Below are 21,402 nucleotides of genomic sequence, written 5' to 3' on the forward strand. Positions count from 1 at the left end.
CTTACGCGGAATTGACGGACCGTCAGGAAGACTGTCATCGCAGCCCGCCGATCCGCAGCGAGAGCGGAGCCGTCCAACTCCCGTACGCGGACTGCAGGAGCCCCGCGTCGAAGCCGGCCCGGCGCAGGTCGTCCAGGCAGTTCGGCGGCGTGTGCGGGACGGCGCGCGGTTCGCCGATCTCCGGGCGCGGGCCGAAGACGGTGTTCAGTGCGGGCCGGCCCTGCTCGCCGAGGCCGGTCACCTCGAGCACGTGCGAGACGAACCGGTGCCGCCGCCCGCCGACCGCCGTCTCGTCCACCATCGCGACGTGCACGATCAGGTCGACGGCGTTGGCGGTCAGCCGGTAGGCGAGCGTGTCGGTCATGTGCGAGCCGTACTCCAGGCAGAGTTCGGCGATCCGGTCGACCACCATGTGCGGGCCGCGCGCGTGCAGCGTGCACATCGAGCCGCCCTCGCCGTTGGTCATCACCCGCAGCATCGGGACCACCTCGCCGGAGCGGACCTCGCCGACGATGATCCGCGAGAGCGTCATCCGCAGCGCGGCCGGGATGAGTTCGCCGATCGACAGCTCGCCGGCCACCTTGCCGTCGATCCGCTCGCCGTTGCCCTCCCGCGCCTCCATCGGCACCACCTGGCGCAGATGGCCCAGGGTGTGCAGCCAGAGCTCGAACTCCGACTCCAGGGTGCCGATCCGCTCGTCCGGCGGGATCTCGGCGGCCATCGCGCGCAGCAGGCTGGTCTTGCCGACGCCCTGGGTGCCGGTGATCATCACGTTCTTCCGGGCCCGGATCGCCGAGGCCAGGAAGGCCGCGATGGTGGCGTCCACGGTGCCGAGCGCCACCATGTCGGCCAGCGTCGCCGAGGCGACCCGGTGGCGACGGATCGCGACATACGGGCGCGGCGTCACCTCGGTCATCGCCTGCAGGCGCATGCCGCCCTCCAGGCGCAGCGCCAGGGTCGGACTGGCGGAGCTCAGACTGCGCTCGCCACCACCGTGCTGCCGGGCCAGGTCCTGCAGCAGCTCGACCAGTTCGACGTCCGTGTCGGCCACCGGCGGGACCTTGCGCAGCGGTTGGTGAACCCGGGAGACCCAGACGTCGTCGCAGCCGTTGATCAGGATGTTCTCGATCTCCGGGTCGTCCAGGTAGGGCTGCAGCCGGCCGGCCCGGAACAGCAGGTCGTAGACGGCCTCGGAGAGCGCGCGGTCCTGCTCCCGGGTCGGGGGGACGCCGTGGGTCTGCGCATAGGCGTCGGACCAGCGGGCCACCGTCTCCTCGATCAGCGCCCGACCGCGCTGGCGGCGGGTGGCGCGGTCCACCTCCATTCCCTGGGTGGCCGTCAGGCGGGAGATCTGCTGGTGCAGTTCGGAGGCCACCTGGCGCTTGAGCTCGCGGGCCACCTGGGGGTCGACCACCGGCGGGGGCGGCGCGGTGGCGGCCCAGGGCTCGGGGGTCGGCAGCACCGGCAGCGCAGTCGGGGAGGGCTGGGCCCAGGAGCTGGGCACGGGCACGGCGGTCGGCGCCGGGGCGGCCGTCGGGGTGGACGCGGTCGGCGGCTGCACCGACCACGGCTGGCCAGTGGCGGGCGGTGGACCGTTGAACTGCCCGGTGAACGGGCCCGTGAACTGCCCGGTCGGGCGGTCGGACGGGCGCACCGGACCGGCCACCACCGGTCCGGCCAGCACCGGTCCTGGCGTCACGGTCGCGCCGTACCCGGCGGCGGACGGCACCTGGGCAGGCGGCACCTGGCCGGGCGGCACCTGGGCCGGCGGCGGCGCGCCCTGCTGCTGGTACGCGCTCTGCTGCTCCGCCTCCTCGGGCTCGACCGTCCACGGCAGTGCGCCCGGGTCGGCGGCGGCACGGTCACGCATCGGGCTACCGCGCACGGAGCACCTCCCCCTGGGTCTCGACGCCCTCCGCGGGCGCCCGGAACGGTTCCGGCGCTGCCGGCTGCGGCGCTATCCCGGCCAGCGGCGGCTGGGGGCCGGGCCGCACCTGCACCGGCCCGGCCTGCGGGACGAACACCTGCCCCGCCGGTGAGGCGAAGGCCTGCCCGGCGACCGGGCCGACGGCGGGCTCGGTCGCCGCGTCGACCGGGTACGGCTGCTGGGGCTGTCCATAACCGGGATGCTGCTCATAGCCCGGTTGCCGCTCATAGCCCGGGTACTGCTGCTGGCCGGGATACTGCTGCTGGTACTGCGGCGCCTCCTGGTACGCCGCCACCGGCTCGTACACCTCGCCCGAGGGCGGCGCGTACGCCTGCTGCTGCCCCCAGCCGGCCCCCGCGACGGGGTAGGCCGGCGGCTGTCCCGCCGGTGGCGCACCCCAGCCGTGGTCCGCCACCGGCGCGGCAGTCGGCGCACCCAGCGGCACACCCAGCGGCTGGGACAGCTGCTGGGTCAGCGACTCGGTCGGCGGCGCGGCGGCCACCACCTGCTCCCGGACCGGCCCACCGATCGGCGTCAGCCGCTCCCGGCGCTGGCGCACCACGGTCTGGATCCGGTCGGCGACGGTGCGCGCGGTGCGCATCAGCTCCGATCTGAGGAACCGCCGGTCCGTGCTGTCCCCGCCGTCCGAGAGCACCCGCGCCGTGCGCGCCGCGTAGGGCAGCACCCCGAGCACCGGCAGCCCGAACTCCCGGGTGATGTCCGCGGGTGGGTACGGCCCCTCGGCGACCAGCAGCAGTCCGAGTGCGTCGGCGCCGGTGCCGGCGGTCTCCAGGTCCTCGCGCAGCGCGGCCAGTCGGGGCCGCGCGGAGCTGAGCCCGCGCAGCGTGGTGCGCACGGTGGCGACCACCGCGTCCGCCCGCCGGGCCAGCACCGCGCCGGGGCCGAAGGCGCCGGACCGGCCGAGGTCCAACAGCACGTCGTAGCCCTGCGGTTCGAGCGCGTGCAGGGTCTCGACCAGCGGTTCCCAGGTGTAGGCGAGCCCGGTGGCCTGGGCCGGGTCGGTCAGCCCGGGCAGCAGCAGGCGCTCGCCCTCGCCCTCCGGCGAGATGTCGATCAGTTGGTCCCAGAGGGTCTGTGCGAGCAGGCCGCGCCGGTCGGCGACGGCCAGGTTGCGCAGCCCGTACACCGCCTCGACCCGGCCCTCCAGGGCGCCGGCCAGCGCCGCCCCGCCGTCGGGGTCGCACTCGACCACCATCACCTTGCGGCCGGGGGTCAGCGGCCAGGAGAGCAGCAGGGCCAGCGCCGAGGTGGTGGCGCCGGGGGCCCCGGGCCCGCCGGTCACCGCGATCACGGCCATCAGGCGCTCCCGGCGGAGCGCGAGGGGCTGGGACTCGCCGATGCGGACGGAGCGTCAGCTCCCGTCCTGGGTGCCAGGATGATCTGGAACTTGCCGCCGGCCGCCCAGCCGGCCAGCTTGGCCGCGTCGCCCTGTGGCACGGCCACGTCGATCACCTGGCTGTCGCCGCCCTTGCCGAGCTGGGCCACCACCGCGTTCATGGTCTGCGGCGCGGCGGGCGGTCCGCCGGCCGGCTGGTCGGTGATCAGCACGATGACGATCCGCTGGCCCACCTCCACCCCGGCGGCGGGCAGTTGGCTGGCGTGCACGGGCAGGCCGACCTGCTGCATCCCGGGCTGCACCACCACCGCGTTGGTCAGGTCGCTGGCCAGCAGCAGCGCGCCGCGGTGCAGGTCGGTGGTGGCCCGCAGGCCGATCGCCCGGGTCAGGTCGGCGGCGCTGACCGGCGCCAGCGCCGGGTCGCTGGCGATCCGCGCCACCACCAGGTCGTCGGCCGTGATGGTGTGGCCGTACGGGATGTCGCGGGCCAGCGCCAGGACGGCGATCCGCTGGCCGGTGCTGTTGTAGAGCACCGCGCCACCCAGCCCGCCGGCCGCGATCAACGCCGCCGCCATCGCGATCACGCCGGGCCGGCGCCGCCGGGCCCTCAGCGAGCGCGAGGGCGCCACCGGGCGCGCCTCGCCTCTGGCGGGCGCGACGGCCGGGGCGGTGGGCGTGCCGAGGGTCGGCGACGAGAAGGTGCGGTTCTCCATCGGACTTCGGCCTTCCTGGAGGAGCTCGACTCTTGCTTGGGACAGGTCAGTTGAGTACTTGGAGCTCGTTGACCTGGAACTGCACGGGGGCGCCGGCCACCTTGTACTGGAGGTCCGGCCAGGGCTTCACGGTCGGATTGTTGTCGTCCACCGTCGTGACGTCCCAGATCTCGGTGGCCACCGGCCAGAAGCCGCCGCCGGGCGAGGGCGAGGCCGTGGGTTTGGGGCCGGTGCTCGGCGGGGCGCCGGTGCTGGGCGAGAGCTTGTCGAAGGAGGCCAGGCAGGCGTCGGCCGGCGGGTTCTGCTCCAGCCCCGCGGCGTACGGGACGCCCGGACCGTGGCAGGTCACCGTCTGCTCCACCCCGGCGATCGCGTAACCGAGGTCCCAGACCACGCTGTTCAGGGTAGCGGTGGCGGTCACCGTGACACCGTTGAGCGAGACCGTGGTGCTCTGCGGCCCGACCGTGACGTCATGGGTGGCCGGCGAGGTCTCGTACCAGAGCCAGGCCTTCACGCCGACCAGCATCTGCCCGTTCTTCGGGTCGATGTGCTCGATCGGGCGGGCGAACCTCAGCTGTTTGATCGCCATTTGGGCCACCGTGCCGGGGGTCGGCGGTGCTGCGGTGACGTTGGGTGGCTTGGACAGCCACCTGGTGCCCGCGGTGGGATTGTTGGCCGCGTCGTAGCAGGTGGTCAGGTAGACGGTGCCGCTGCCGTACTTGCCTTCCCACTGCGTCGACCCGGGGTCGGGCTGCGGGACCTCCGGCGTGAAGTAGCAGCCGCTCGTGGTGTCGAACCAGCCGAGGTCGGGGTCCCAGCACGGGTGCTGGACCCCGTGCCAGGCGCACTGCGCCTCGGTGCCGCCACCGCCGCCGCCACTGGACCCACCGCCACCTCCCGGTGAGCCGGTACTGCCCGGCGCGTCGATCTCGACGCAAATGGCCAGCACCACACAGGGATTGATTCCACCGCTCGACGTCGCCGCCTGCGCGGGAATCGTTGCCGCAGCCACCAGTCCGATCAGCAGCAGAAGTTGACCGAGGGTGCGACGCATTGTGCTCAGCATGTCCGGCCCGCCTCACGGTTGAACTCGAACACCTTCCAGATACCCGCGTTGATCTCCAGCACGGCCTTCGCCGGATAGCGGGTCAGATGCTGCGGGGCATCCTTGAACGATCCGTTGGCGGGATCGGTCTGGTGCCATCCGCTGACGTCCACACAGTCCTCGATCACTGCGGTCTGCGGCGAGCTGTTCAGATCGAGATTCTGGACCACCGGGGAATTGCTCGGCTGCCCGGTCATCACCAACTTGGCGTCGCGCAGTGAATGGAGGCTCAACAGCACATCGCCGAGTGCCTTGCCATTGGAGTACACCCGCACCTGCGCCCCGCTCGGGTCATCGCCCGCGTACGCCTTCACCTGGGCCGCCCACCAGTCCTGATAGGTCCGCAACACCACCCGGCCGACGGCGCCGTCGGCACCGTCGGTCGGCGCTGGAGTCCCCCCACCCGAAGCGCTATCCGACGCTGTACCCCCACTGGCGCCCGTGGAATCCCCCGAGCCGCCGGAAATCCCGGAATCCCCACCAGTCCCACCGGGCACGGCAGTCGACAGCCGTTGCGCCTGCCCCGCCGATCCGCTCTGCCCGCAAGCCGCGACCGTGAAAAGCGTGCTCAGCAGCGCCGCACCGACCCCGAGCGCCCGTAGGCGTAACAAAGCCCTGCAACGGCCCATAGCCCCACCTTGCCGCCACTGCCCGACAGCTGGCCGAAGTTGGCAGAAAACCTCTGCCCCAAGTGAAGTTGCTGGCCCTGACCTTAGTCGGAAGCCGGATCCGTTGGGGCACTTTCGCGCCACAAGACTGCCAACAGTTCTTCGGAAACCGACAATCCGGCCAATGCACCGCGCACCGCGGCCCGATTCCGCAGCAACAACCGGCCACCCGCAGGGGGGACGAGCAACCGCGCCTCGGTCCCTGACGCCAACTCACCCCAGGCCAGTTCGGCCGCCACCGCCGGCTGCAGCTCGGCCGGACCGACGGCGGCGGGCAGGCCCGGCACACCGCGCTCCAGCACCCGCCCGATCGCCCAGCTGAACGACCCCTCACCGCCGGGCAGGATCGCCGAGCGGCCGCGCCGACCGCCCTGGTACGGGCCGATCCGCCCCCAGAGCGGCACCCGGGAGTGGGCGAGCAGTTCCGCCGCGCCATGGTCGCCGCTGCCGATCGCCTCCCAGACCTGCGGCCCGGCCACCGCGTCCACCAGCAGCAGCGCCTCCTCCTGGGCGCCGTGCACCATGGTGCTCACCACCCAGTCCCAGGCCAGGCCGCGCCGATAGGCGTTGTCGGGGGTGCTGCCGGCCGTGACCAGGGCGAGCCGGCGCCCGCGCGGGTCCACCACCAGCTGGCCGAGCAGCCCGACCACCAGGCGGCGTCCCTCCTGCCGGGCGGCGTCGCGCAGCACGGTGAGCATGGTGTTGGCGTCGGCAGCGGCCGGCACCACGGTGACCCGGCAGCCGCTGCTACCGCTGTCGAACAGGACCCCGGGCAGTGCCTGGGCCAGCACCTCGGCGCCCTGGGCGGCCTGCGCGGAGCCGGCGAAACTGCGCTCGGGACCGCCGTTCGCGCCGATCAGAACAAGTTCGACCCCACCAGTCGTCCCCACCATGCCCGCACCCCTCATCAACTGGTTCGCCGTTCCCACTGCACCATCGGTCCCCCGCTCCGGGACCATGGGCCCTACTGGTCCGCCCGAGGCGGGCGCACCATCAGGGTATGGACCAGGTCGACCGTATCGAGGATCTGAGCGAGGCAGAGTGTCTGCGGCTGCTCAGCACCGTGCCCATCGGGCGCGTGGTGTACACCGCGCACGCCCTGCTGCGGGTCGTGCCGGTGGCCTTCCAGGTCGAGGCCGACGGTCGACTGCTGCTCGCCCTGCTGCCCGACGACGCGGTGGCCCGGGCGCTGGACGGGACGGTGGCCGCCTTCCAGGCGGACCGGCTGGACGAGCGCAACCGGACCGGCTGGAGCGTGGTGCTGCACGGCCCGGCCGAGGTGGTCCGCGAGCCGCGGGCGCGGGCCGCCCTGCTGCGCTCCGGCCCGCGGCTGTGGCTGCCCGAGCCGCAGCCGATGTTCGTCCGGCTCACCGCCGAGCTGGTGACCGGCCGTCGGCTCCGTCCGCTCGCGCCGGCCGACCCGGTAACTGCCGACCCGGTAACTGACGATCCGGCAACCGCTGATCCGGTACCCCACGGTCAAGTGACCGGTCGGTAGGGCTACGCTCCACCCCGACGGGCACCCTTGGGATCCAAAGGAGCGCAGCATGACGGACTTCGCCACCCTCGACGAGCTGGCCGCGGCGGTCGGCACCGAACTCGGCACCAGCCAGTGGCACACCGTGACCCAGCAGCAGGTCAACCTGTTCGCCGAGGCCACCGGTGACCACCAGTGGATCCACGTGGACCCGGAGCGGGCCAAGGCCGGCCCGTTCGGCGGCCCGATCGCGCACGGCTACCTGACCCTCTCGCTGATCCCGCTGCTGGCCAAGGAGTGCTACAGCGTGGGCGGGATCCGGATGGCCGTCAACTACGGCTCCGACAAGGTGCGCTTCCCGGCGCCGGTACCGGTCGGCACTCCGGTGCGGGCCACCGCCGAGCTGCTCTCGGTGGACCAGGTGCCCGGCGGCCGGCAGGCGGTGGTCCGGTTCTCCATCGTCAGCGAGGGCAGCCCGAAGCCGCACTGCGTCGCCGAGACGATCACCCGCTTCTACGAGTGACCCGGCGGACAGCCGACCCTTCAGGACTGTGGACCTGACGCTGCGCCACGAACGGCGGGCGATCCAGCGATCCACCGCGCCCGGTCCGCATGCGTTGGGTAGTCTCCCGATGAAGTGTTGATCGTATCGAGCGGGCACCGGGTGACCGGGTGCCCGCTCGGCGTGGTGCCGCTGCCGTCCAACGCTCCTAGGAGGTGCCGTGTCCGGCTCCGTCCCCAGCCCGTCCCTCGCCCCCCGCCTGCGCGACCTGACGGCTGCCGGCTGGCGGCGGGTACGGACCGACCCCTTCGGCGCCGAGCCCACCGGTGCGCGCCTGCGGCGGATCCTGAGCAGCCCGAACTTCCAGGACGGCGCCTTCCGCAACCCGGTGCCGACCCGCCGACTGGTCTACGAGCGTTCGCCGCTGGAGATCACCCGGGCCCAGCTGACCGGCGGCCAGGGCCGCCGGCTGCCCGCCCAGCCGATCCCCGTGCACCAGCTGCGCTCCGCCGAGCTGGCCACCGCCCCCGCCTCCGGCCTGCGGCTGAGCTGGCTCGGCCACGCCACCGTGCTCGCCGAGCTGGACGGCCGCCGGGTGCTGTTCGACCCGGTCTGGGGCACGCGCTGCTCGCCCTTCCCGTGGATCGGACCCAAGCGGCTGCACCCGATGCCGATCCGACTGGCCGACCTCGGCCCGGTGGACGTCGTGGTGATCTCCCACGACCACTACGACCACCTGGACATGACCTCGATCCGGGCGCTGATCGGCAGCGGCGCGCAGTTCGCCGCCCCGCTCGGGGTGGGCGCACACCTGGAGCACTGGGGCGTGCCGGCCGAGCGGATCACCGAGCTGGACTGGTGGGAGTCGGCCGAGATCGCCGGCCTCACCCTGACCGCCACCCCGGCCCGGCACTACTGCAGCCGCGGCCCGCGCACCAGCACGCACTTCCTCTGGGCCTCCTGGGCGGTGGCCGGCCCCGAGCACCGGGTCTTCCACAGCGGCGACACCGGCTACTTCCCCGGCTTCGAGCGGATCGGCGCCGAGCTGGGCCCGTTCGACGCGACCATGGTGCAGGTCGGCGCCTACAGCGACTTCTGGCCCGAGGTGCACATGACCCCCGAGGAGGGGGTGCGGGCGCACCTGGACGTCAAGGGCGAGCTGCTGCTGCCGATCCACTGGGCCACCTTCAACCTGGCGCCGCACCCCTGGGAGGAGCCGGTGGAGCGGACGCTGGCGGCGGCTCAGGCGCTCGGTGCCACGGTGGCGGTGCCGGTGCCGGGCAAACCGTTCGAGCCGGCCGACCCGCCGCCCGCCCGGCTGTGGTGGCGCTCGGTGGCGGCGCTGCCCAAGGACGCCGAACGGCTCACCCCGGTCCCCGCCGTGCCGAACACCGAGAAGGTGCCGTCGCGCGAGGACGAGGTCCCCGCCTGACGCCGGTTCGTACGGCACCGGTGCACCGGACAGCGGTTCGTATCATGGCCCAATGACAGACGCACCGGCCGCCACCTTCCTCGACCTGCTCCAGATCGAGGAGTTGGAACAGAACCTGTTCCGCGGCCGGTGCCATGCCGGCGCCCCGCTGCGCGCCTTCGGCGGCCAGGTGGCCGCGCAGGCGCTGACCGCCGGCGGGCGCACCCTGGAGCCGGGGCGCCACGTGCACTCGCTGCACGGCTACTTCCTGCGCCCGGGCGACCCGGCCCGCCCGATCGTCTACCAGGTGGAACGGATCCGCGACGGCCGCTCCTACGCCACCCGGCGGGTGACGGCGGTTCAGCGCGGCGAGGCGATCTTCACCCTCTCGGCCTCGTTCAAGTCCTCCGAGGTCTCCGGCGACCGCCGGCGCACCATGCCGCAGGTCCCGGGCCCGGAGGAGCTGCCCGACCCGTTCCCGGTCTGGGCCGAGGCCGACCCGGAGGACTTCCGCAAGGCGGCCGGCTTCCGCTCGCTGGACATCCGGTTCATCCCCTCGGACGCCAAGGGCCTGCCGCCGGAGTGCGAGGGGGTGCCGCAGCAGTTCGTCTGGCTGCGCTCCGCCTCGCCGCTGCCGGCCGACGACCCGCTGCTGCAGGTCTGCGCGCTGACCTACCTGTCCGACCTCACCCTGGCCTCCACCACCGCCCTGCACCTGCAGCCGCACCGGTTCCAGCGGCACGAGCCGCCGCGGATCACGCTGGCCTCGCTGGACCACGCGATGTGGTTCCACCGCCCGTTCCGGGCCGACCAGTGGCTGCTCTTCGCCCAGCGCAGCCCGTCGGTCTCGGACGGCCGCGGCCTGGCGCTCGGCGAGTTCTACGACCGGGACGGGGTACTGGTGGCCTCCGCCGTCCAGGAGACCCTGCTGCGCGAGCGCAAGCCGGTCCGGGCCACCCGCCCCCCGCAGGAGTGAATGCGAGCACGTTCCGTTTACCGGATATGACGCAGCGTCAGTTCGTGTGCCATGCTGACAGACGCTCTGCTCGGTCCGACTGAAAGCCGCCCGATCCATGTCCGTCCAGACGGTCACGTTCTCCTACGGGTGGCGCGGCCAGGCCACCGACCGGGCGCTGCGGGCCCGGTTGCTCCCGGTCACCCTGCTGGCCTGCGCCGCGGGCTGCCTGCTGCACGCACCGGTCGCGGTGCTGCGGCACTGCCACCCGGTGCCCGGCTGCACCCCGCCGATGCTGATACTGCTCACCGCGATGTTCATCGGCGGCTTCGAGACCCAGGCCGCCGATCTGGCCCGGGCGCTGCTGCGCCCCGGTCTGCTGCTGGCCGGGCTCGGGGTGGCGCTGGTGCTGCGGATGGTGGTGCTGCTCGGCGCCGAGCGGGCCGCCGACTGCTGGCCCGAGCAGCACCAGGCGCTCTGGCTGGTGGTGGGCCTCTCGCTGACCGCCACCATGCCGGTGGCCGGCGCCGCCCAGACCTGGGGCGCCAAGGCGCAGGCGGACGCCTCGCTCAGCCTCGGCCTGGTGCTGGCCACCACGCTGCTGAGCCCGCTGACCGTGCCGCTCGGCCTGGCCCTGGCCGAGGAGCCGGAGGCCCCGGGCCCGCGGGCGGTGCTGGACGGTCTGGCCCGGGCCGACGGCACCTGCCGGTTCATGCTGCTCTGGGTGGCCGCCCCCTGCCTGGCCGGGCTGGCCACCCGCCGACTCACCGGGCGGCTGCGCGGCGGCCGGCCACGGGCCCGGGCGCTGCCCTGGGTCCGGCTCCTCGGACTGCTCAACGCGCTCGGGCTGACCTGCCTCAACGCGGCCGGCGTCTTCGGCGAGATCGCGCTGCGGCCCCGGCCGGTGCTGGTGGCGCTCGCCCTGGTCTCGGGCGTCGCGGTCTGCGCGGCGCCGTTCGCGGTCGGCTGGTGCGCCTGGTTCGCGGCCCGCCGCGCGCACCCGGGCCCCGGCGAGGCCGCGGCGCTGACCCTGGCCACCGGCATGAACAACACCAGCGCCGCGGCCGCGCTCGCGGGCACCCAGTTCAGCGGGCATCCGGCGGTGCTGCTGCCGATCTTCTTCTACGGGATGGCCCAGCAGCTCCTGGCCGCGGCCGTGCCGGCGGTACTCCGTCGGCGATAGCCCTGATCGGGGTGTGACGCGTGGGGTCGCTGTGGCGCTGAACCAGAGCCGAGCGGATGCATGATCCAAGTCGCCGCGTCCCGCCGGTACGGCGTTCACCCCTGTGTAGTCATCGTTTAACACCCGACTGGAATGCTGACCATCATGGACGAATCGCGCTTCCCGGCCCGCCCGCTGACGGGCCCCGCCGGCACTCCGGGCACTCCGGAGGCACCGCGCTTCCCGCTGCCCCAGCGCCACCGCCGGCTGCTCGCCTGCGCCGCCGTGGTGGCCTCGGTCGCGCTCGGCGGCCTCAGCGTGGGTGCCACCGTGGAGACGTTCGAGCACCAGCCCTTCCTGATCGGCGCCAGCGCCTCGCGCTGAGCGGACCCTCCCGGGCGGGCATCAGCCCTTGCGGGAGTGGCGGCCGGTCCCCGGGGCGGGCTGCAGGTTCAACTCGGCGGCATAGCGCGCGGCGGGGGCCAACAGGGTCCAGCCCGTGCGGGCCGGCACACCCGGGCCGTCGGCGGCGGCGGGCGCGATCAGCCGCATCCGGTGCAGCAGGTCGAGCACCTCGCGCCGGAACGCGGCCCGGTCCGCCAGATGCGCGCGGCGCCAGTCGGCGTCGGCCCCGTGCTCGCCACTGCAGCACTCGTCGGCGACGTCCCCGAGGATCCCGTCTATCAGCGCCTCGGCGATCGGCACGCCGACCGGGGCGGGCTCGGCGGGCAGCGGGCGCAGTTGGTCGACCAGCCGCTCGACCAGCAGCAGCGCCGCGTGCGCCAGCGTGTCGGGGCCGGGCAGCCGAAGGTCCGTCAACTCGTCGGCCGGGTCGAGCAGCGCGAAGCCCTCGCTGCGGATCTCGGTGGCCAGTCCCAGGAAGTCCGCGAAGGTCTCGATCTCCCGCTGCCGCGACTCCAGCAGCCACTCCCGCTCCAGCGCGGTGAGGTCGGCCAGCAGCAGCACCGGCGACTCGGCCAGCCGCCGTCGCACCGCCACCGGGATCGTGGTGCGCGGCACCGGCGGGTCCTGCGGCCGCGCCGGGCGGCAGCCGGCGGCCAGCGCGGCGGCCAGCGCGTGGTCCACCCCGACCCACTCCTCGCCGGCGGCCCTGCTGAGCACCTGCCACTCGGTCAGCAGGTCGATCGCCAGGTCGATCGCCTCAGCGTCCGACGCTTCGAAAGTTGGCGATATCGACTCTGCGATCCGCGCCGCCAGCTGCCCCACCGGCCACCGCTGCGGCCCCAGCAGCAGCACCGACAGCCCCGCTGCCAGCGCCGCGTACCCCCGCGGGGTGAAGGAGCCGAGGCCGCGCTGCGCGCCCGCCCCCAGCGGCGTCTTCACCAGCCGGGCGAAGGAGCCGGAGACGATCAGCGGATACCCCAGCAGCTCGGCGAAGCGTTCCGTCAACCACTGCGCATGACGGTGGATCAGCGCAAAGGCCTGTGCGTGCGGGCCGGTGGCCGTCACCAGCGGGTGCGCCAGCAGCATCCGCGCGGCGGCCCGCCGCTCGGTCGCCAGCGCCGCCTCCGCATCGGCCTTGCGATGGCGTCCGCCACTTCGGCGGGGGGCGGCGACCTGGCTGCCGTCGGCCTGCCGTCGCCCACGCCGGGCCCGGGGTACCGAGTGACGCACCGTCGGCCCGTGCCACCAGCTGACCGCCACCAGGTCCCCGTCGCCGGGCCTGGGCGCGGTGCCGAAGTGCCGGGCGCCGTAGAGGCCGAAGGCGTCGGTGAAGAGCTCGTGGGCCTGCTCGGGTTCGCACCCGGCGAACCGCTCGGCCAGCCGCAGCAGCTCCGCCGCCTCGCACTGACGGCCCGACACCGTGGCGCTCGCGGCCACCGGCTCGGCCGGTCTCGCCGCCCGGCGCAGGGTCAGCGTGCCGACGGCCGGCTCGGTGCCACGCAGCGCTCCGCCCCCGTTCACGCACCCCTCCGCCGTGCTGCCACTTCCGCCCTGGTCCGGGATCAGCCCTGAGTCCCGACGGGACAGCCTAAGGCACCATCCCCGCTCGGTGACGCAGGCTTGGACCCTAGAGGGCCGACGCACCGAAAGCTCCGCCTACGCGTCGGTAACAGCCTCTTCCGGCCACCCGCCGACGTCGCCTATCGTGCCTGGACGGCAACTTCGGCGGGATCCTGATCGTCCGGGACCGGATCCGCCACCTCACCGAGGGCCCGGCCCGCTGACCAGCCCGGAGGGCTCCACCGCATGTTGACCAGCCTCGCCACCTTCGCCGACAGCAAGCTCGCCGGCCGGGCCAAGGGTCTGCTGACCGCCTTCGCCGCCACCTCGGCCGCGCACCTCGGCTCGCTGCTGACGGACACCCATGTGGTGGAGCAGGCCACCAAGCCGGCCCTGATGCCGCTGCTGGCCGCCCACGCGGTGAGCGGCGCCGAGCGGCTGCCGCGGCTGCTGGCCCCCGCCCTGCTGGCCAGCACGGCGGGCGACACGCTGCTGCAGGTCGACGCGGAACCGGCCTTCCTGGCCGGTATGGGTGCCTTCGCCACCGCGCACGTCTGCTACATCACCATGTTCGCCCAGCAGGGCGCGCTGACCGACCGTCGGCGGATCGCCATCACCGCGGCCGCCTACGCGACGGCCTGGGCGGTGATGCTCAGCCGGCTCTGGCCGGGCCTGGGCACCCTGAAGGTCCCGGTGGCCGGCTACAGCCTGCTGCTGGCCGGCACCGCCGTCACCGCCGCCGGCCTCGGCCTGCGCGGGGGCCTGGGCGGCGGCCTCTTCCTGCTCTCCGACACCCTGATCGCCACCCGCCTGGCCGGCTGGAAGCAGCTGCCCGGACACGAGTTCTGGATCATGTCCACCTACATCACCGCCCAGTACCTGCTGGCCACCGCGGCGCTGAAGGCCGAGCAGGAGAACTGAGCGTCAGAGCGCCAGGTCGACGACGACGGGCGCGTGGTCCGAGGTGCCCTTGCCCTTGCGGGCCTCACGGTCCACGTAGCTGTCGGTGACGGCGGCGGTGAACGGGGCGTTGCCGTAGACCAGGTCGATCCGCATGCCGCGGTTCTTCGGGAAGGCGAGCTGGCGGTAGTCCCAGTAGGTGTAGGGGCGGTCGTACTTGAGGGCGCGGGGCACCACGTCGGCCAGGCCGGCCTCGCGCAGGTTGGCCAGGGCCGCGCGCTCCAGCGGGGTCACATGGGTCTGGCCCTCGAAGGCGGCGGTGTCGAAGACGTCCTCGTCGGTCGGCGCCACGTTGTAGTCGCCGAGCACCGCGAACGGCCGCTCCCCCGCCGCGTCGGCGAGCACGTCCTGGCGCAGCGTCTCCAGCCAGTCCAGCTTGTAGCGGTAGTGCGCGTGGTCGACCTCGCGCCCGTTCGGCACGTAGACCGACCAGACCCGCACCGGACCGCAGGTGGCCGCGATGGCGCGCGGCTCCAGCGAGGGCAGCAGCGCGTCGTCGGCCAGGTAACCGGGCTGGCCGGGCAGGTCGCGGACCACGTCCGCGAAGCCGACCCTGGAGAGGATCGCCACGCCGTTCCACCGGCCGGTGCCGTGCGCCTCGGTCTCGTAGCCCAGCGCCCGGACCTCCTCGTAGGGGAAGGCGTCGGTGGCGCACTTCAGCTCCTGCAGGCAGACCACGTCGGGCTTGGCGCTCTCCAGCCACTCCAGCAGCTTGGGCAGCCGCGCGGTCACGGAGTTGATGTTCCAGGTGGCGATGCGCAGGGTCACGACGGAGGCCTTCAGCTAGCGGACGACAGGGACAGTTCGAAGACGAGGACGGGCGCCCCTTCGGGTCACCCGTCCTCGAATCTACCGCCGGTCACCGACAACTCATCGTGTTGGCCGCACCACCGCCGCCGACCCGCCGCCGCGCCGCACCGGTTCGGCCGCCGCGACCCAGCGCCCGTCCGGCAGGTGCTCGACCCCGGTGGCCGCGCCGATCTCGGGGTTCAACGTGAACACCTGCCCGAGCGCCTCGAGCCTGGCCCGTTCGGGCAGCGACAGGAAGGCCGGCTCGGCCTCGGTGGCGGACCGGTTGCGCTGGCTGGCGCGCGGCGCGGCGATCGCCTGCTCCAGGGTCAGGCCGCGGTCGATCCGCCCGACCAGCACCTGCAGCACGGTGGTGATGATGGTGGCCCCACCGGGCGAGCCGGCCGCGAAGGCCACCTCGCCGTCGCGCAGCACGATGGTCGGCGAGATCGAGGAGCGCGGCCGCTTGCCGGGCCCGGGCAGGTTGGGGTCGGGGACCCCGGGCGTGTTGGGCACGAAGGAGAAGTCGGTCAACTCGTTGTTGAGCAGGAACCCGCGCCCGGGGACGGTGATCGCGCTGCCGCCGGTCTGCTCGATGGTGAGGGTGTACGAGACCACGTCGCCCCACTTGTCGGCGACGGTCAGGTGGGTGGTGTTCGGCCCCTCGTAACTCTCCTGCACCGCCGGTCCCGAGGAGGCGCAGTCGGCCGGGTGGTACGGGTCGCCGGGCGCCAGCGGACTGCTCAGCGCGTGCGCCGGATCGATCAGGCAGGCCCGCCCGGCGGCGTAGTCCTCGGAGAGCAGCTGACGGGTCGGCACCTGCTCGAAGGCGGGGTCGCCGACCCAGCGGTTGCGGTCGGCGAAGGCGATCCGGGAGGCCTCCAGGAAGCGGTGGTAGTACTGCGTGCTGTCCACCCGGGAGAGGTCGCCGGTCTCCTGCAGCAGGTTGAGCGCCTCGCCCACGGTGGTCCCGCCGGAGGAGGACGGGGCGATGCTGTACACGTCGTAGTCGCCGTACTCGACGTGGGTGGGCGCCTGCCGGTGCACCTGGTAGCCGGCCAGGTCGCCGGCGTCCAGCTTGCCGGTGCGCACCACCCGGCTGCTGGCCGGGTCGACCGGCGGGTGCTGCACGGTCTGCACGATGTCGGCGCCGATGTCGCCCTGGTAGAGGGCCTTGACCCCGTCCCGGCCGAGTTCGCGGTAGGTGCCGGCGAGGTCGGGGTTGCGCAGCACCGAGCCGACGGCGGGCAGCTGCCCGCCGGGCAGGAAGAGCTGGCGGGAGGCCGGGAAGTCCTGGAACCGGGCCTGGTTGAGGGCGGTCTGGTCCCGGAAGGTCTGGTCGACCGTGAAGCCGTGGTCGGCGATCTTCTCGGCGGGCTTGAGCAGCTCGCCGAGCGGCCGGCTGCCCCACAGGTCGAGGGCCTGCTGCCAGGTGGCGGCGGTGCCGGGCACGCCGACCGAACGGCCGCTGGTGACGGCGTCGGCGAAGGCCAGCGGCCGGCCGTTCTCCAGGAAGAGCGAGCTGTCCGCCGAGAGCGGCGCCCGCTCCCGGCCGTCCAGGGTCTGCACCCGCCCGGTCCGGGCGTCGTAGTAGACGAAGTAGCCGCCCCCGCCGATCCCGGAGGAGTAGGGCTCGGTCACCCCGAGCGCGGCGGCGGTGGCGACGGCGGCGTCCACGGCGTTGCCGCCCTTGCGCAGCACCTCGATGCCGGCGGCGGTGGCGTCGGCGTCCACCGAGGCGACCGCCCCGCCGTAGCCGACGGCCTCGGGGACCTTCGGAGTGAGTGGATCGGCCTGCGCGGGGACGACGGTCCCCAGCGCGGCGGATGCCAGGGCGAGCGCGAGCGGTAAGGCGAGACGGGTCGGAACGCGCATCGGGCAGACCTCCTGAGTCGGCGTCAGGTCCCTGTTCTATCCGAAGCTGCCATTGAGGTGAACCCCACGCCGCACCCGGGTTCACTGCCGCCACGGCGGCGCGGGCCCGACCAGACTGGTCCGACGGGCGGAACGGACGAGAGGTACGGGTCGCATGCGGCGGTCGCACAACGAGCGGCTCGAGCGGGATCGCCAGGAGCGGGTACGGAAGCTGCGCGAGCTGCGGGGACAGGCCCGGGACGCGGCCGAGCGCTCCCAGCACCAGCGCAGGGGCCGCCGGGCCGAGGGCGCCGCGGTCTGGACGGACGGCCGACTGCCGTTCCTGGACGCCGGCAAGGGCCTGCTGCGCAAGATCTTCCCCGACCACTGGTCCTTCCTGCTCGGCGAGCTCGCCCTGTACAGCTTCACCCTGCTGCTGCTCACCGGGGTCTACCTGACCTTCTTCTTCAAGCCCTCGATGGGCGAGGTCGTCTACCAGGGCAGCTACGCGCCCCTGCACGGCGTCCGGATGACCGAGGCCTTCGCCAGCACCCTGGCGATCAGCTTCGACGTCCGCGGCGGCCTGCTGATCCGTCAGATGCACCACTGGGCGGCGCTGGTCTTCGTCGCCGCCATCGGGGCGCACATGCTGCGGATCTTCTTCACCGGCGCCTACCGCCGCCCCCGCGAGATCAACTGGCTGCTCGGCCTGACGCTGTTCCAGCTCGCCCTGGTCGAGGGCTTCGCCGGCTACTCGCTCCCCGACGACCTGCTCTCCGGCACCGGCTTGCGCACCGCCCAGGGCTTCATGCTGGCCATCCCGCTGGTCGGCAGCTACCTGGCCTTCTTCGCCTTCGGCGGCGAGTGGCCGGGCCAGGACATCATCCCGCGCCTGTACTCCACCCATGTGCTGCTGCTGCCCGGGCTGCTGCTGGGCCTGGTGACGGCCCATCTGATCCTGGTCTTCTACCTCAAGCACACCCAGTGGGCCGGGCCGGGGCGCAGCGGGCGGAACGTGGTGGGCCAGCCGTTCTTCCCGCACTTCGTCGCGAAGACGGGGGGCCTGGCGGCGATGGTCTTCGGCCTGATGGCACTGCTGTCCGCCGTCGCCCAGATCAACCCGATCTGGACCTACGGCCCCTACCGCCCCGACCAGGACTCCACGGATGCGCAGCCGGACTGGTACATGGGCTTCCTCGAGGGCGCCCTGCGCCTGATGCCGGGAGTCGAGACGCGGGCCTGGGGGCACACCATCGCCTGGAACCCGCTGGTCCCGGCGGTGCTCTTCCCGCTGGTCCTGTTCATGCTGCTCTACGCCTACCCGTTCGTGGAGCAGTGGATCACCGGCGACCGCGGCGAGCACCACCTCTGCGACCGCCCGCGCAACCGGCCCACCCGCACCGCCATCGGCGTCGCATCCTTCACGGGCTATGCGGTGCTCCTGATCGCGGGCGGCCAGGACGTCATCGCCTACAAGTTCAACGTCTCCGTCAACGCCCTCAACTGGACCCTGCGGATCGCGCTCTTCCTCGCCCCCCTGCTCGCCTTCTGGCTCACCCGCTGGCTCTGCCTGGCCCTGCAGTCCCACGACCGCGCCCGGGTCAGCGGGGGCACCCCCACCGGCTTCGTCCACCAGACCCCCGAAGGCGGCTTCGAGCAGGACCACGACCCGCTGACGGCGCAGGAGAAGTACACGCTGACGGCGGATCAGCCCCCGGAGCCGGTCGAGGCGGCGGACGCGTCCCGCGGTGAGCGGGTGCGGGCGGCGGTGAGCGAGTGGTACTACCGGGACCGGGACCCGGAGCGGTAGGACAGCGCGGCAGAACCGATCAGGATTCGAGAAGCGTCGGCCACCCGCCCGCGCCTAGCGTTTGAGCCATGACGAACATCGAGTCCATCACCCTCGAGGTGGCCGACCCCACGGCCGCCGCTCACTTCTACTCCGCCGCCTTCGGCCTGGACACCCGGCTCCGCCTGCGGGCCACGGCGGCACCGACGACCGGCTTCCGCGGCTTCACCCTCTCCCTCACCACCTCCCGGCCGGGCAACGTCGACGCGCTGATCAACGCCGCCCTCGAGGCCGGCGCCACCACCCTCAAGCCCGCGACGAAGTCGATCTGGGGCTACGGCGGCACCGTGCAGGCTCCGGACGGGACGGTCTGGAAGGTCGCGACCTCCGCCAAGAAGGACACCGGCCCGGCCACCAAGGAGTTCGACGAGCTGGTGCTCCTGCTGGGCGTCGAGGACATGGCGGCGAGCAAGCGGTTCTACGTCGAGCACGGCCTCACCGTGGCGAAGAGCTTCGCCCGGATGTACGTGGAGTTCGCGGCCGACTCGGGCCCCGTCAAGCTGGGGCTGTACCGGCGCCGGGCGCTCGCCAAGGACGCCGGCGTCACGCCCGAGGGCACGGGAGCGCACCGGATCGCGATCGGCGCCGCTGCCGGGGCGTTCACCGACCCGGACGGGTACGCCTGGGAGCCCAGCAGCTCACCGGCTCTCACCGTCTGAGCGCCGCGCGTACTGGAAGACGAAGCCGACCACGCCCGGGACCAGCAGTCCGAAGCCGATCAGCGCCAGCCAGGCCCCGAAGACCACGCCCAGGGCGAGCACGGTGACGCCCACGGCGGTCAGCAGCGGGTAGCCGCTGGCCGGCGCGAAGAAGTCCAACGGGCCCGCACCCTCGGCGATCTCGGCGTCGGCGCGGTCCTGCGGGCGCCGGGCCCGGCGCAGGTACTGGGTCCAGAAGAAGGCCGCGACCAGCGCGGACATCAGGAAGGCCACGATCAGCGCGGCCTTGCCGCCCGGCTCGTGGGCGAAGACGCCGTAGACGGCGGCCATCACGCCGAAGAAGCCGGCCCAGCCGGTGAAGAGGTACGCCTCGGTCTTCACGGCGACTCCTCCTGGGGTTCGAGCACCGCTCGGCTGTACTGCGGGTGGTGCAGGTCGAAGGCCGGGCACTCGGAGCGGATCCGGGGCATGGCGTGGAAGTTGTGCCGCGGCGGCGGGCAGGAGGTGGCCCACTCCAGCGAACGGCCGTAGCCCCAGGGGTCGTCCTCGGTGACCTTCGGCGCGTGCCCGGCGGTCCACCAGACGTTGTAGAGGAACGGCAGGGTGGACAACCCGAGCAGCACGGCGCCGATCGTGGAGACGGTGTTCAGCGTGGTGAAGCCGTCCGAGGCCAGGTAGTCGGCGTAGCGGCGCGGCATGCCGGCCGCGCCCAGCCAGTGCTGCACCAGGAAGGTGGTGTGGAAGGCCGGGAGGAGCAGCCAGAAGTGCAGTCGGGCCAGCCGCTCGTCCAGCATCCGCCCGGTCATCTTGGGCCACCAGAAGTAGAAGCCGGCGAAGGTGGCGAAGACCACCGTGCCGAACAGCACGTAGTGCAGGTGGGCGACGACGAAGAAGCTGTCCGAGACCTGGAAGTCGATCGGCGGGGCCGCCAGCAGTACTCCGGTCAGGCCGCCGAGGAGAAAGGTGACCAGGAAGCCGATCGCGAAGAGCATCGGGCTCTCGAAGGAGAGCGAGCCGCCGAGCATGGTGCCGATCCAGTTGAAGAACTTCACCCCGGTGGGCACCGCGATCAGCAGCGAGGTCAGCGAGAAGAACGGCAGCAGCACCTGCCCGGTGACGAACATGTGGTGCGCCCAGACCACCGCGGACAGCGCGGTGATCGCGATGGTGGCGGCGATCAGCCCGTAGTAGCCGAAGATCGGCTTGCGGCTGAAGACCGGGATGATCTCGCTGATGATGCCGAAGAACGGCAGCGCCACGATGTAGACCTCGGGGTGCCCGAAGAACCAGAACAGGTGCTGCCAGAGCAGCGCGCCGCCGTTGGCCGGGTCGAACACGTGCGTGCCGAACCGGCGGTCGGCCTCGAGCGCGAGCAGCGCGGCGGTCAGCACCGGGAAGGCGAGCAGCGCCAGGATCGAGGTGAAGAGCACGTTCCAGGTGAAGATCGGCATCCGGAAGAGCGTCATGCCGGGTGCGCGCAGGCAGACCACCGTGGTGATGAAGTTGACCGCGCCCAGGATGGTGCTCATACCGGCCACCACCAGGCCCATGGTCCACAGGTCGCCGCCGGTGCCCGGGCTGCGCACCGGCCCGTTCAGCGGCGCGTAGGCGAACCAGCCGAAGGAGGCGGCGCCGCCGCTGGTGAAGAAGCCGGAGACCACCATCAGGCCGCCGAACAGGAACACCCAGTAGGTGAAGGCGTTCAGCCTCGGGAACGCGACGTCCGGGGAGCCGATCTGCAGGGGCATCACGGCGTTGGCGAAGCCGGCGAAGGTGGGGGTGGCGAAGAGCAGCATCATCACCGTGCCGTGGATGGTGAAGAGCTGGTTGTACTGCTCGTTGCTGAACAGCTGCAGGCCCGGGCGGGCCAGCTCGGCGCGCATCAGCAGGGCCAGGATCCCGGCGAACAGGAAGAAGCCGAAGGAGGTGGCCAGGTAGAGGTTGCCGATCACCTTGTGGTCGGTGGTGGTCAGCCACCCCAGCACCCGGGCGCCCCGGCGCAGTCGTGCCCCGCTCGGCGCCGCCGCCTGCGCGACCTGCGTCATCCGA

General features: G+C 73.0%; 20 protein-coding genes. 9 read left to right on the forward strand and 11 right to left on the reverse strand.

Features of this window, described 5'->3' with window-relative positions:
* Positions 1–34 precede the first annotated feature (34 nt).
* The 6 genes from BR98_RS06445 to BR98_RS06470 all read right to left on the reverse strand — a co-directional run bounded on the left by BR98_RS06445 (position 35) and on the right by BR98_RS06470 (position 6,663).
* Complete coding sequence (locus BR98_RS06445; protein WP_232247257.1) at positions 35–1,870, reverse strand: CpaF/VirB11 family protein; 1,836 nt, start codon at positions 1,868–1,870, stop codon at positions 35–37.
* A 4-nt stretch (positions 1,871–1,874) separates the two neighbouring features.
* On the reverse strand, positions 1,875–3,245 hold the full coding sequence (locus BR98_RS40115) for a hypothetical protein (protein ID WP_063774711.1): 1,371 nt from the start codon (positions 3,243–3,245) through the stop codon (positions 1,875–1,877).
* On the reverse strand, positions 3,245–3,997 hold the full coding sequence (locus BR98_RS06455; RefSeq protein ID WP_051969366.1) for an SAF domain-containing protein: 753 nt from the start codon (positions 3,995–3,997) through the stop codon (positions 3,245–3,247). The genes BR98_RS40115 and BR98_RS06455 overlap by 1 nt, the downstream gene beginning before the upstream one ends.
* Before the next feature lie 46 nt (positions 3,998–4,043).
* Entirely contained in the window at positions 4,044–5,051 is a 1,008-nt protein-coding gene (locus BR98_RS06460) for a hypothetical protein (RefSeq protein ID WP_157537439.1), read from the reverse strand.
* A gap of 5 nt (positions 5,052–5,056) precedes the next feature.
* Entirely contained in the window at positions 5,057–5,455 is a 399-nt protein-coding gene (locus BR98_RS36070) for a hypothetical protein (protein WP_051969367.1), read from the reverse strand.
* Between the two features lie 359 nt (positions 5,456–5,814).
* Complete coding sequence (locus tag BR98_RS06470; RefSeq protein ID WP_035841026.1) at positions 5,815–6,663, reverse strand: hypothetical protein; 849 nt, start codon at positions 6,661–6,663, stop codon at positions 5,815–5,817.
* Positions 6,664–6,770: 107 nt separating this feature from the next.
* Here BR98_RS06470 and BR98_RS06475 point away from each other — a divergent pair, with 107 nt between their 5' ends.
* From BR98_RS06475 to BR98_RS06500, 6 genes are all read left to right on the forward strand, one after another.
* Entirely contained in the window at positions 6,771–7,268 is a 498-nt protein-coding gene (locus tag BR98_RS06475; RefSeq protein WP_063774712.1) for a pyridoxamine 5'-phosphate oxidase family protein, read from the forward strand.
* Between the two features lie 49 nt (positions 7,269–7,317).
* On the forward strand, positions 7,318–7,770 hold the full coding sequence (locus tag BR98_RS06480) for a MaoC family dehydratase (RefSeq protein WP_035841028.1): 453 nt from the start codon (positions 7,318–7,320) through the stop codon (positions 7,768–7,770).
* Positions 7,771–7,969: 199 nt separating this feature from the next.
* Positions 7,970–9,181: an MBL fold metallo-hydrolase gene (locus BR98_RS06485; RefSeq protein ID WP_051969368.1), complete on the forward strand. Its 1,212-nt coding sequence runs from the start codon at positions 7,970–7,972 to the stop codon at positions 9,179–9,181.
* A 52-nt stretch (positions 9,182–9,233) separates the two neighbouring features.
* Positions 9,234–10,136 (forward strand): acyl-CoA thioesterase, encoded by a 903-nt coding sequence (locus BR98_RS06490; protein ID WP_051969369.1) that lies wholly within the window; start codon positions 9,234–9,236, stop codon positions 10,134–10,136.
* 97 nt (positions 10,137–10,233) lie between these two features.
* Positions 10,234–11,298: a hypothetical protein gene (locus tag BR98_RS06495; RefSeq protein ID WP_051969370.1), complete on the forward strand. Its 1,065-nt coding sequence runs from the start codon at positions 10,234–10,236 to the stop codon at positions 11,296–11,298.
* A gap of 144 nt (positions 11,299–11,442) precedes the next feature.
* Positions 11,443–11,661: a hypothetical protein gene (locus BR98_RS06500; RefSeq protein WP_157537442.1), complete on the forward strand. Its 219-nt coding sequence runs from the start codon at positions 11,443–11,445 to the stop codon at positions 11,659–11,661.
* 21 nt (positions 11,662–11,682) lie between these two features.
* On the opposite strand, the gene BR98_RS06505 is transcribed toward BR98_RS06500, so the two are convergent.
* A complete protein-coding gene (locus BR98_RS06505) occupies positions 11,683–13,203 on the reverse strand; it encodes a DUF2398 family protein (protein ID WP_051969371.1) in 1,521 nt (506 codons plus the stop codon).
* Between the two features lie 285 nt (positions 13,204–13,488).
* Between BR98_RS06505 and BR98_RS06510 the strand changes: the two genes are divergently transcribed.
* Positions 13,489–14,163: a lysoplasmalogenase gene (locus BR98_RS06510; RefSeq protein ID WP_051969372.1), complete on the forward strand. Its 675-nt coding sequence runs from the start codon at positions 13,489–13,491 to the stop codon at positions 14,161–14,163.
* Between the two features lie 3 nt (positions 14,164–14,166).
* Here the strand turns inward: BR98_RS06510 and BR98_RS06515 are convergent, their stop codons facing one another.
* Both BR98_RS06515 and ggt read right to left on the reverse strand, forming a co-directional pair.
* Positions 14,167–14,964, reverse strand: a complete 798-nt coding sequence (locus BR98_RS06515) for an exodeoxyribonuclease III (RefSeq protein WP_035843255.1) — start codon at positions 14,962–14,964, stop codon at positions 14,167–14,169.
* 108 nt (positions 14,965–15,072) lie between these two features.
* The gene (gene ggt / locus BR98_RS06520) at positions 15,073–16,866 is read right to left on the reverse strand and encodes a gamma-glutamyltransferase (protein WP_035841032.1); all 1,794 of its coding nucleotides are present in this window, start codon (positions 16,864–16,866) and stop codon (positions 15,073–15,075) included.
* A gap of 154 nt (positions 16,867–17,020) precedes the next feature.
* On the opposite strand from ggt, the gene qcrB reads away from it, so the two are divergent.
* Together qcrB and BR98_RS06530 are read left to right on the forward strand one after the other, a co-directional pair.
* Positions 17,021–18,655: a cytochrome bc1 complex cytochrome b subunit gene (gene qcrB, locus BR98_RS06525; RefSeq protein WP_083976042.1), complete on the forward strand. Its 1,635-nt coding sequence runs from the start codon at positions 17,021–17,023 to the stop codon at positions 18,653–18,655.
* Positions 18,656–18,723: 68 nt separating this feature from the next.
* Complete coding sequence (locus BR98_RS06530) at positions 18,724–19,353, forward strand: VOC family protein (protein WP_035841033.1); 630 nt, start codon at positions 18,724–18,726, stop codon at positions 19,351–19,353.
* Here the strand turns inward: BR98_RS06530 and ctaF are convergent.
* Both ctaF and ctaD read right to left on the reverse strand, forming a co-directional pair.
* Entirely contained in the window at positions 19,333–19,734 is a 402-nt protein-coding gene (gene ctaF / locus BR98_RS06535) for an aa3-type cytochrome oxidase subunit IV (protein WP_035841036.1), read from the reverse strand. The genes BR98_RS06530 and ctaF overlap by 21 nt on opposite strands.
* On the reverse strand, positions 19,731–21,398 hold the full coding sequence (gene ctaD, locus BR98_RS06540) for an aa3-type cytochrome oxidase subunit I (protein ID WP_035841039.1): 1,668 nt from the start codon (positions 21,396–21,398) through the stop codon (positions 19,731–19,733). Before ctaD ends, ctaF begins: the two co-directional genes overlap by 4 nt.
* Positions 21,399–21,402: the final 4 nt, after the last annotated feature.

The organism is Kitasatospora azatica KCTC 9699, from assembly GCF_000744785.1.
Lineage (GTDB): Bacteria > Actinomycetota > Actinomycetes > Streptomycetales > Streptomycetaceae > Kitasatospora > Kitasatospora azatica.

Excerpts from the sequence above, each read along its gene's own strand:
- BR98_RS06445 (WP_232247257.1), bottom strand. The coding sequence starts at position 1,870 with ATGCGTGACCGTGCCGCCGCCGACCCGGGCGCACTGCCGTGGACGGTC.
- BR98_RS40115 (WP_063774711.1), bottom strand. The coding sequence starts at position 3,245 with ATGGCCGTGATCGCGGTGACCGGCGGGCCCGGGGCCCCCGGCGCCACC.
- BR98_RS06455 (WP_051969366.1), bottom strand. The coding sequence starts at position 3,997 with ATGGAGAACCGCACCTTCTCGTCGCCGACCCTCGGCACGCCCACCGCC.
- BR98_RS06460 (WP_157537439.1), bottom strand. The coding sequence starts at position 5,051 with ATGCGTCGCACCCTCGGTCAACTTCTGCTGCTGATCGGACTGGTGGCT.
- BR98_RS06470 (WP_035841026.1), bottom strand. The coding sequence starts at position 6,663 with ATGGTGGGGACGACTGGTGGGGTCGAACTTGTTCTGATCGGCGCGAAC.
- BR98_RS06475 (WP_063774712.1), top strand. The coding sequence starts at position 6,771 with ATGGACCAGGTCGACCGTATCGAGGATCTGAGCGAGGCAGAGTGTCTG.
- BR98_RS06480 (WP_035841028.1), top strand. The coding sequence starts at position 7,318 with ATGACGGACTTCGCCACCCTCGACGAGCTGGCCGCGGCGGTCGGCACC.
- BR98_RS06490 (WP_051969369.1), top strand. The coding sequence starts at position 9,234 with ATGACAGACGCACCGGCCGCCACCTTCCTCGACCTGCTCCAGATCGAG.
- BR98_RS06495 (WP_051969370.1), top strand. The coding sequence starts at position 10,234 with ATGTCCGTCCAGACGGTCACGTTCTCCTACGGGTGGCGCGGCCAGGCC.
- BR98_RS06500 (WP_157537442.1), top strand. The coding sequence starts at position 11,443 with ATGGACGAATCGCGCTTCCCGGCCCGCCCGCTGACGGGCCCCGCCGGC.
- BR98_RS06510 (WP_051969372.1), top strand. The coding sequence starts at position 13,489 with ATGTTGACCAGCCTCGCCACCTTCGCCGACAGCAAGCTCGCCGGCCGG.
- ggt (WP_035841032.1), bottom strand. The coding sequence starts at position 16,866 with ATGCGCGTTCCGACCCGTCTCGCCTTACCGCTCGCGCTCGCCCTGGCA.
- qcrB (WP_083976042.1), top strand. The coding sequence starts at position 17,021 with ATGCGGCGGTCGCACAACGAGCGGCTCGAGCGGGATCGCCAGGAGCGG.
- BR98_RS06530 (WP_035841033.1), top strand. The coding sequence starts at position 18,724 with ATGACGAACATCGAGTCCATCACCCTCGAGGTGGCCGACCCCACGGCC.
- ctaD (WP_035841039.1), bottom strand. The coding sequence starts at position 21,398 with ATGACGCAGGTCGCGCAGGCGGCGGCGCCGAGCGGGGCACGACTGCGC.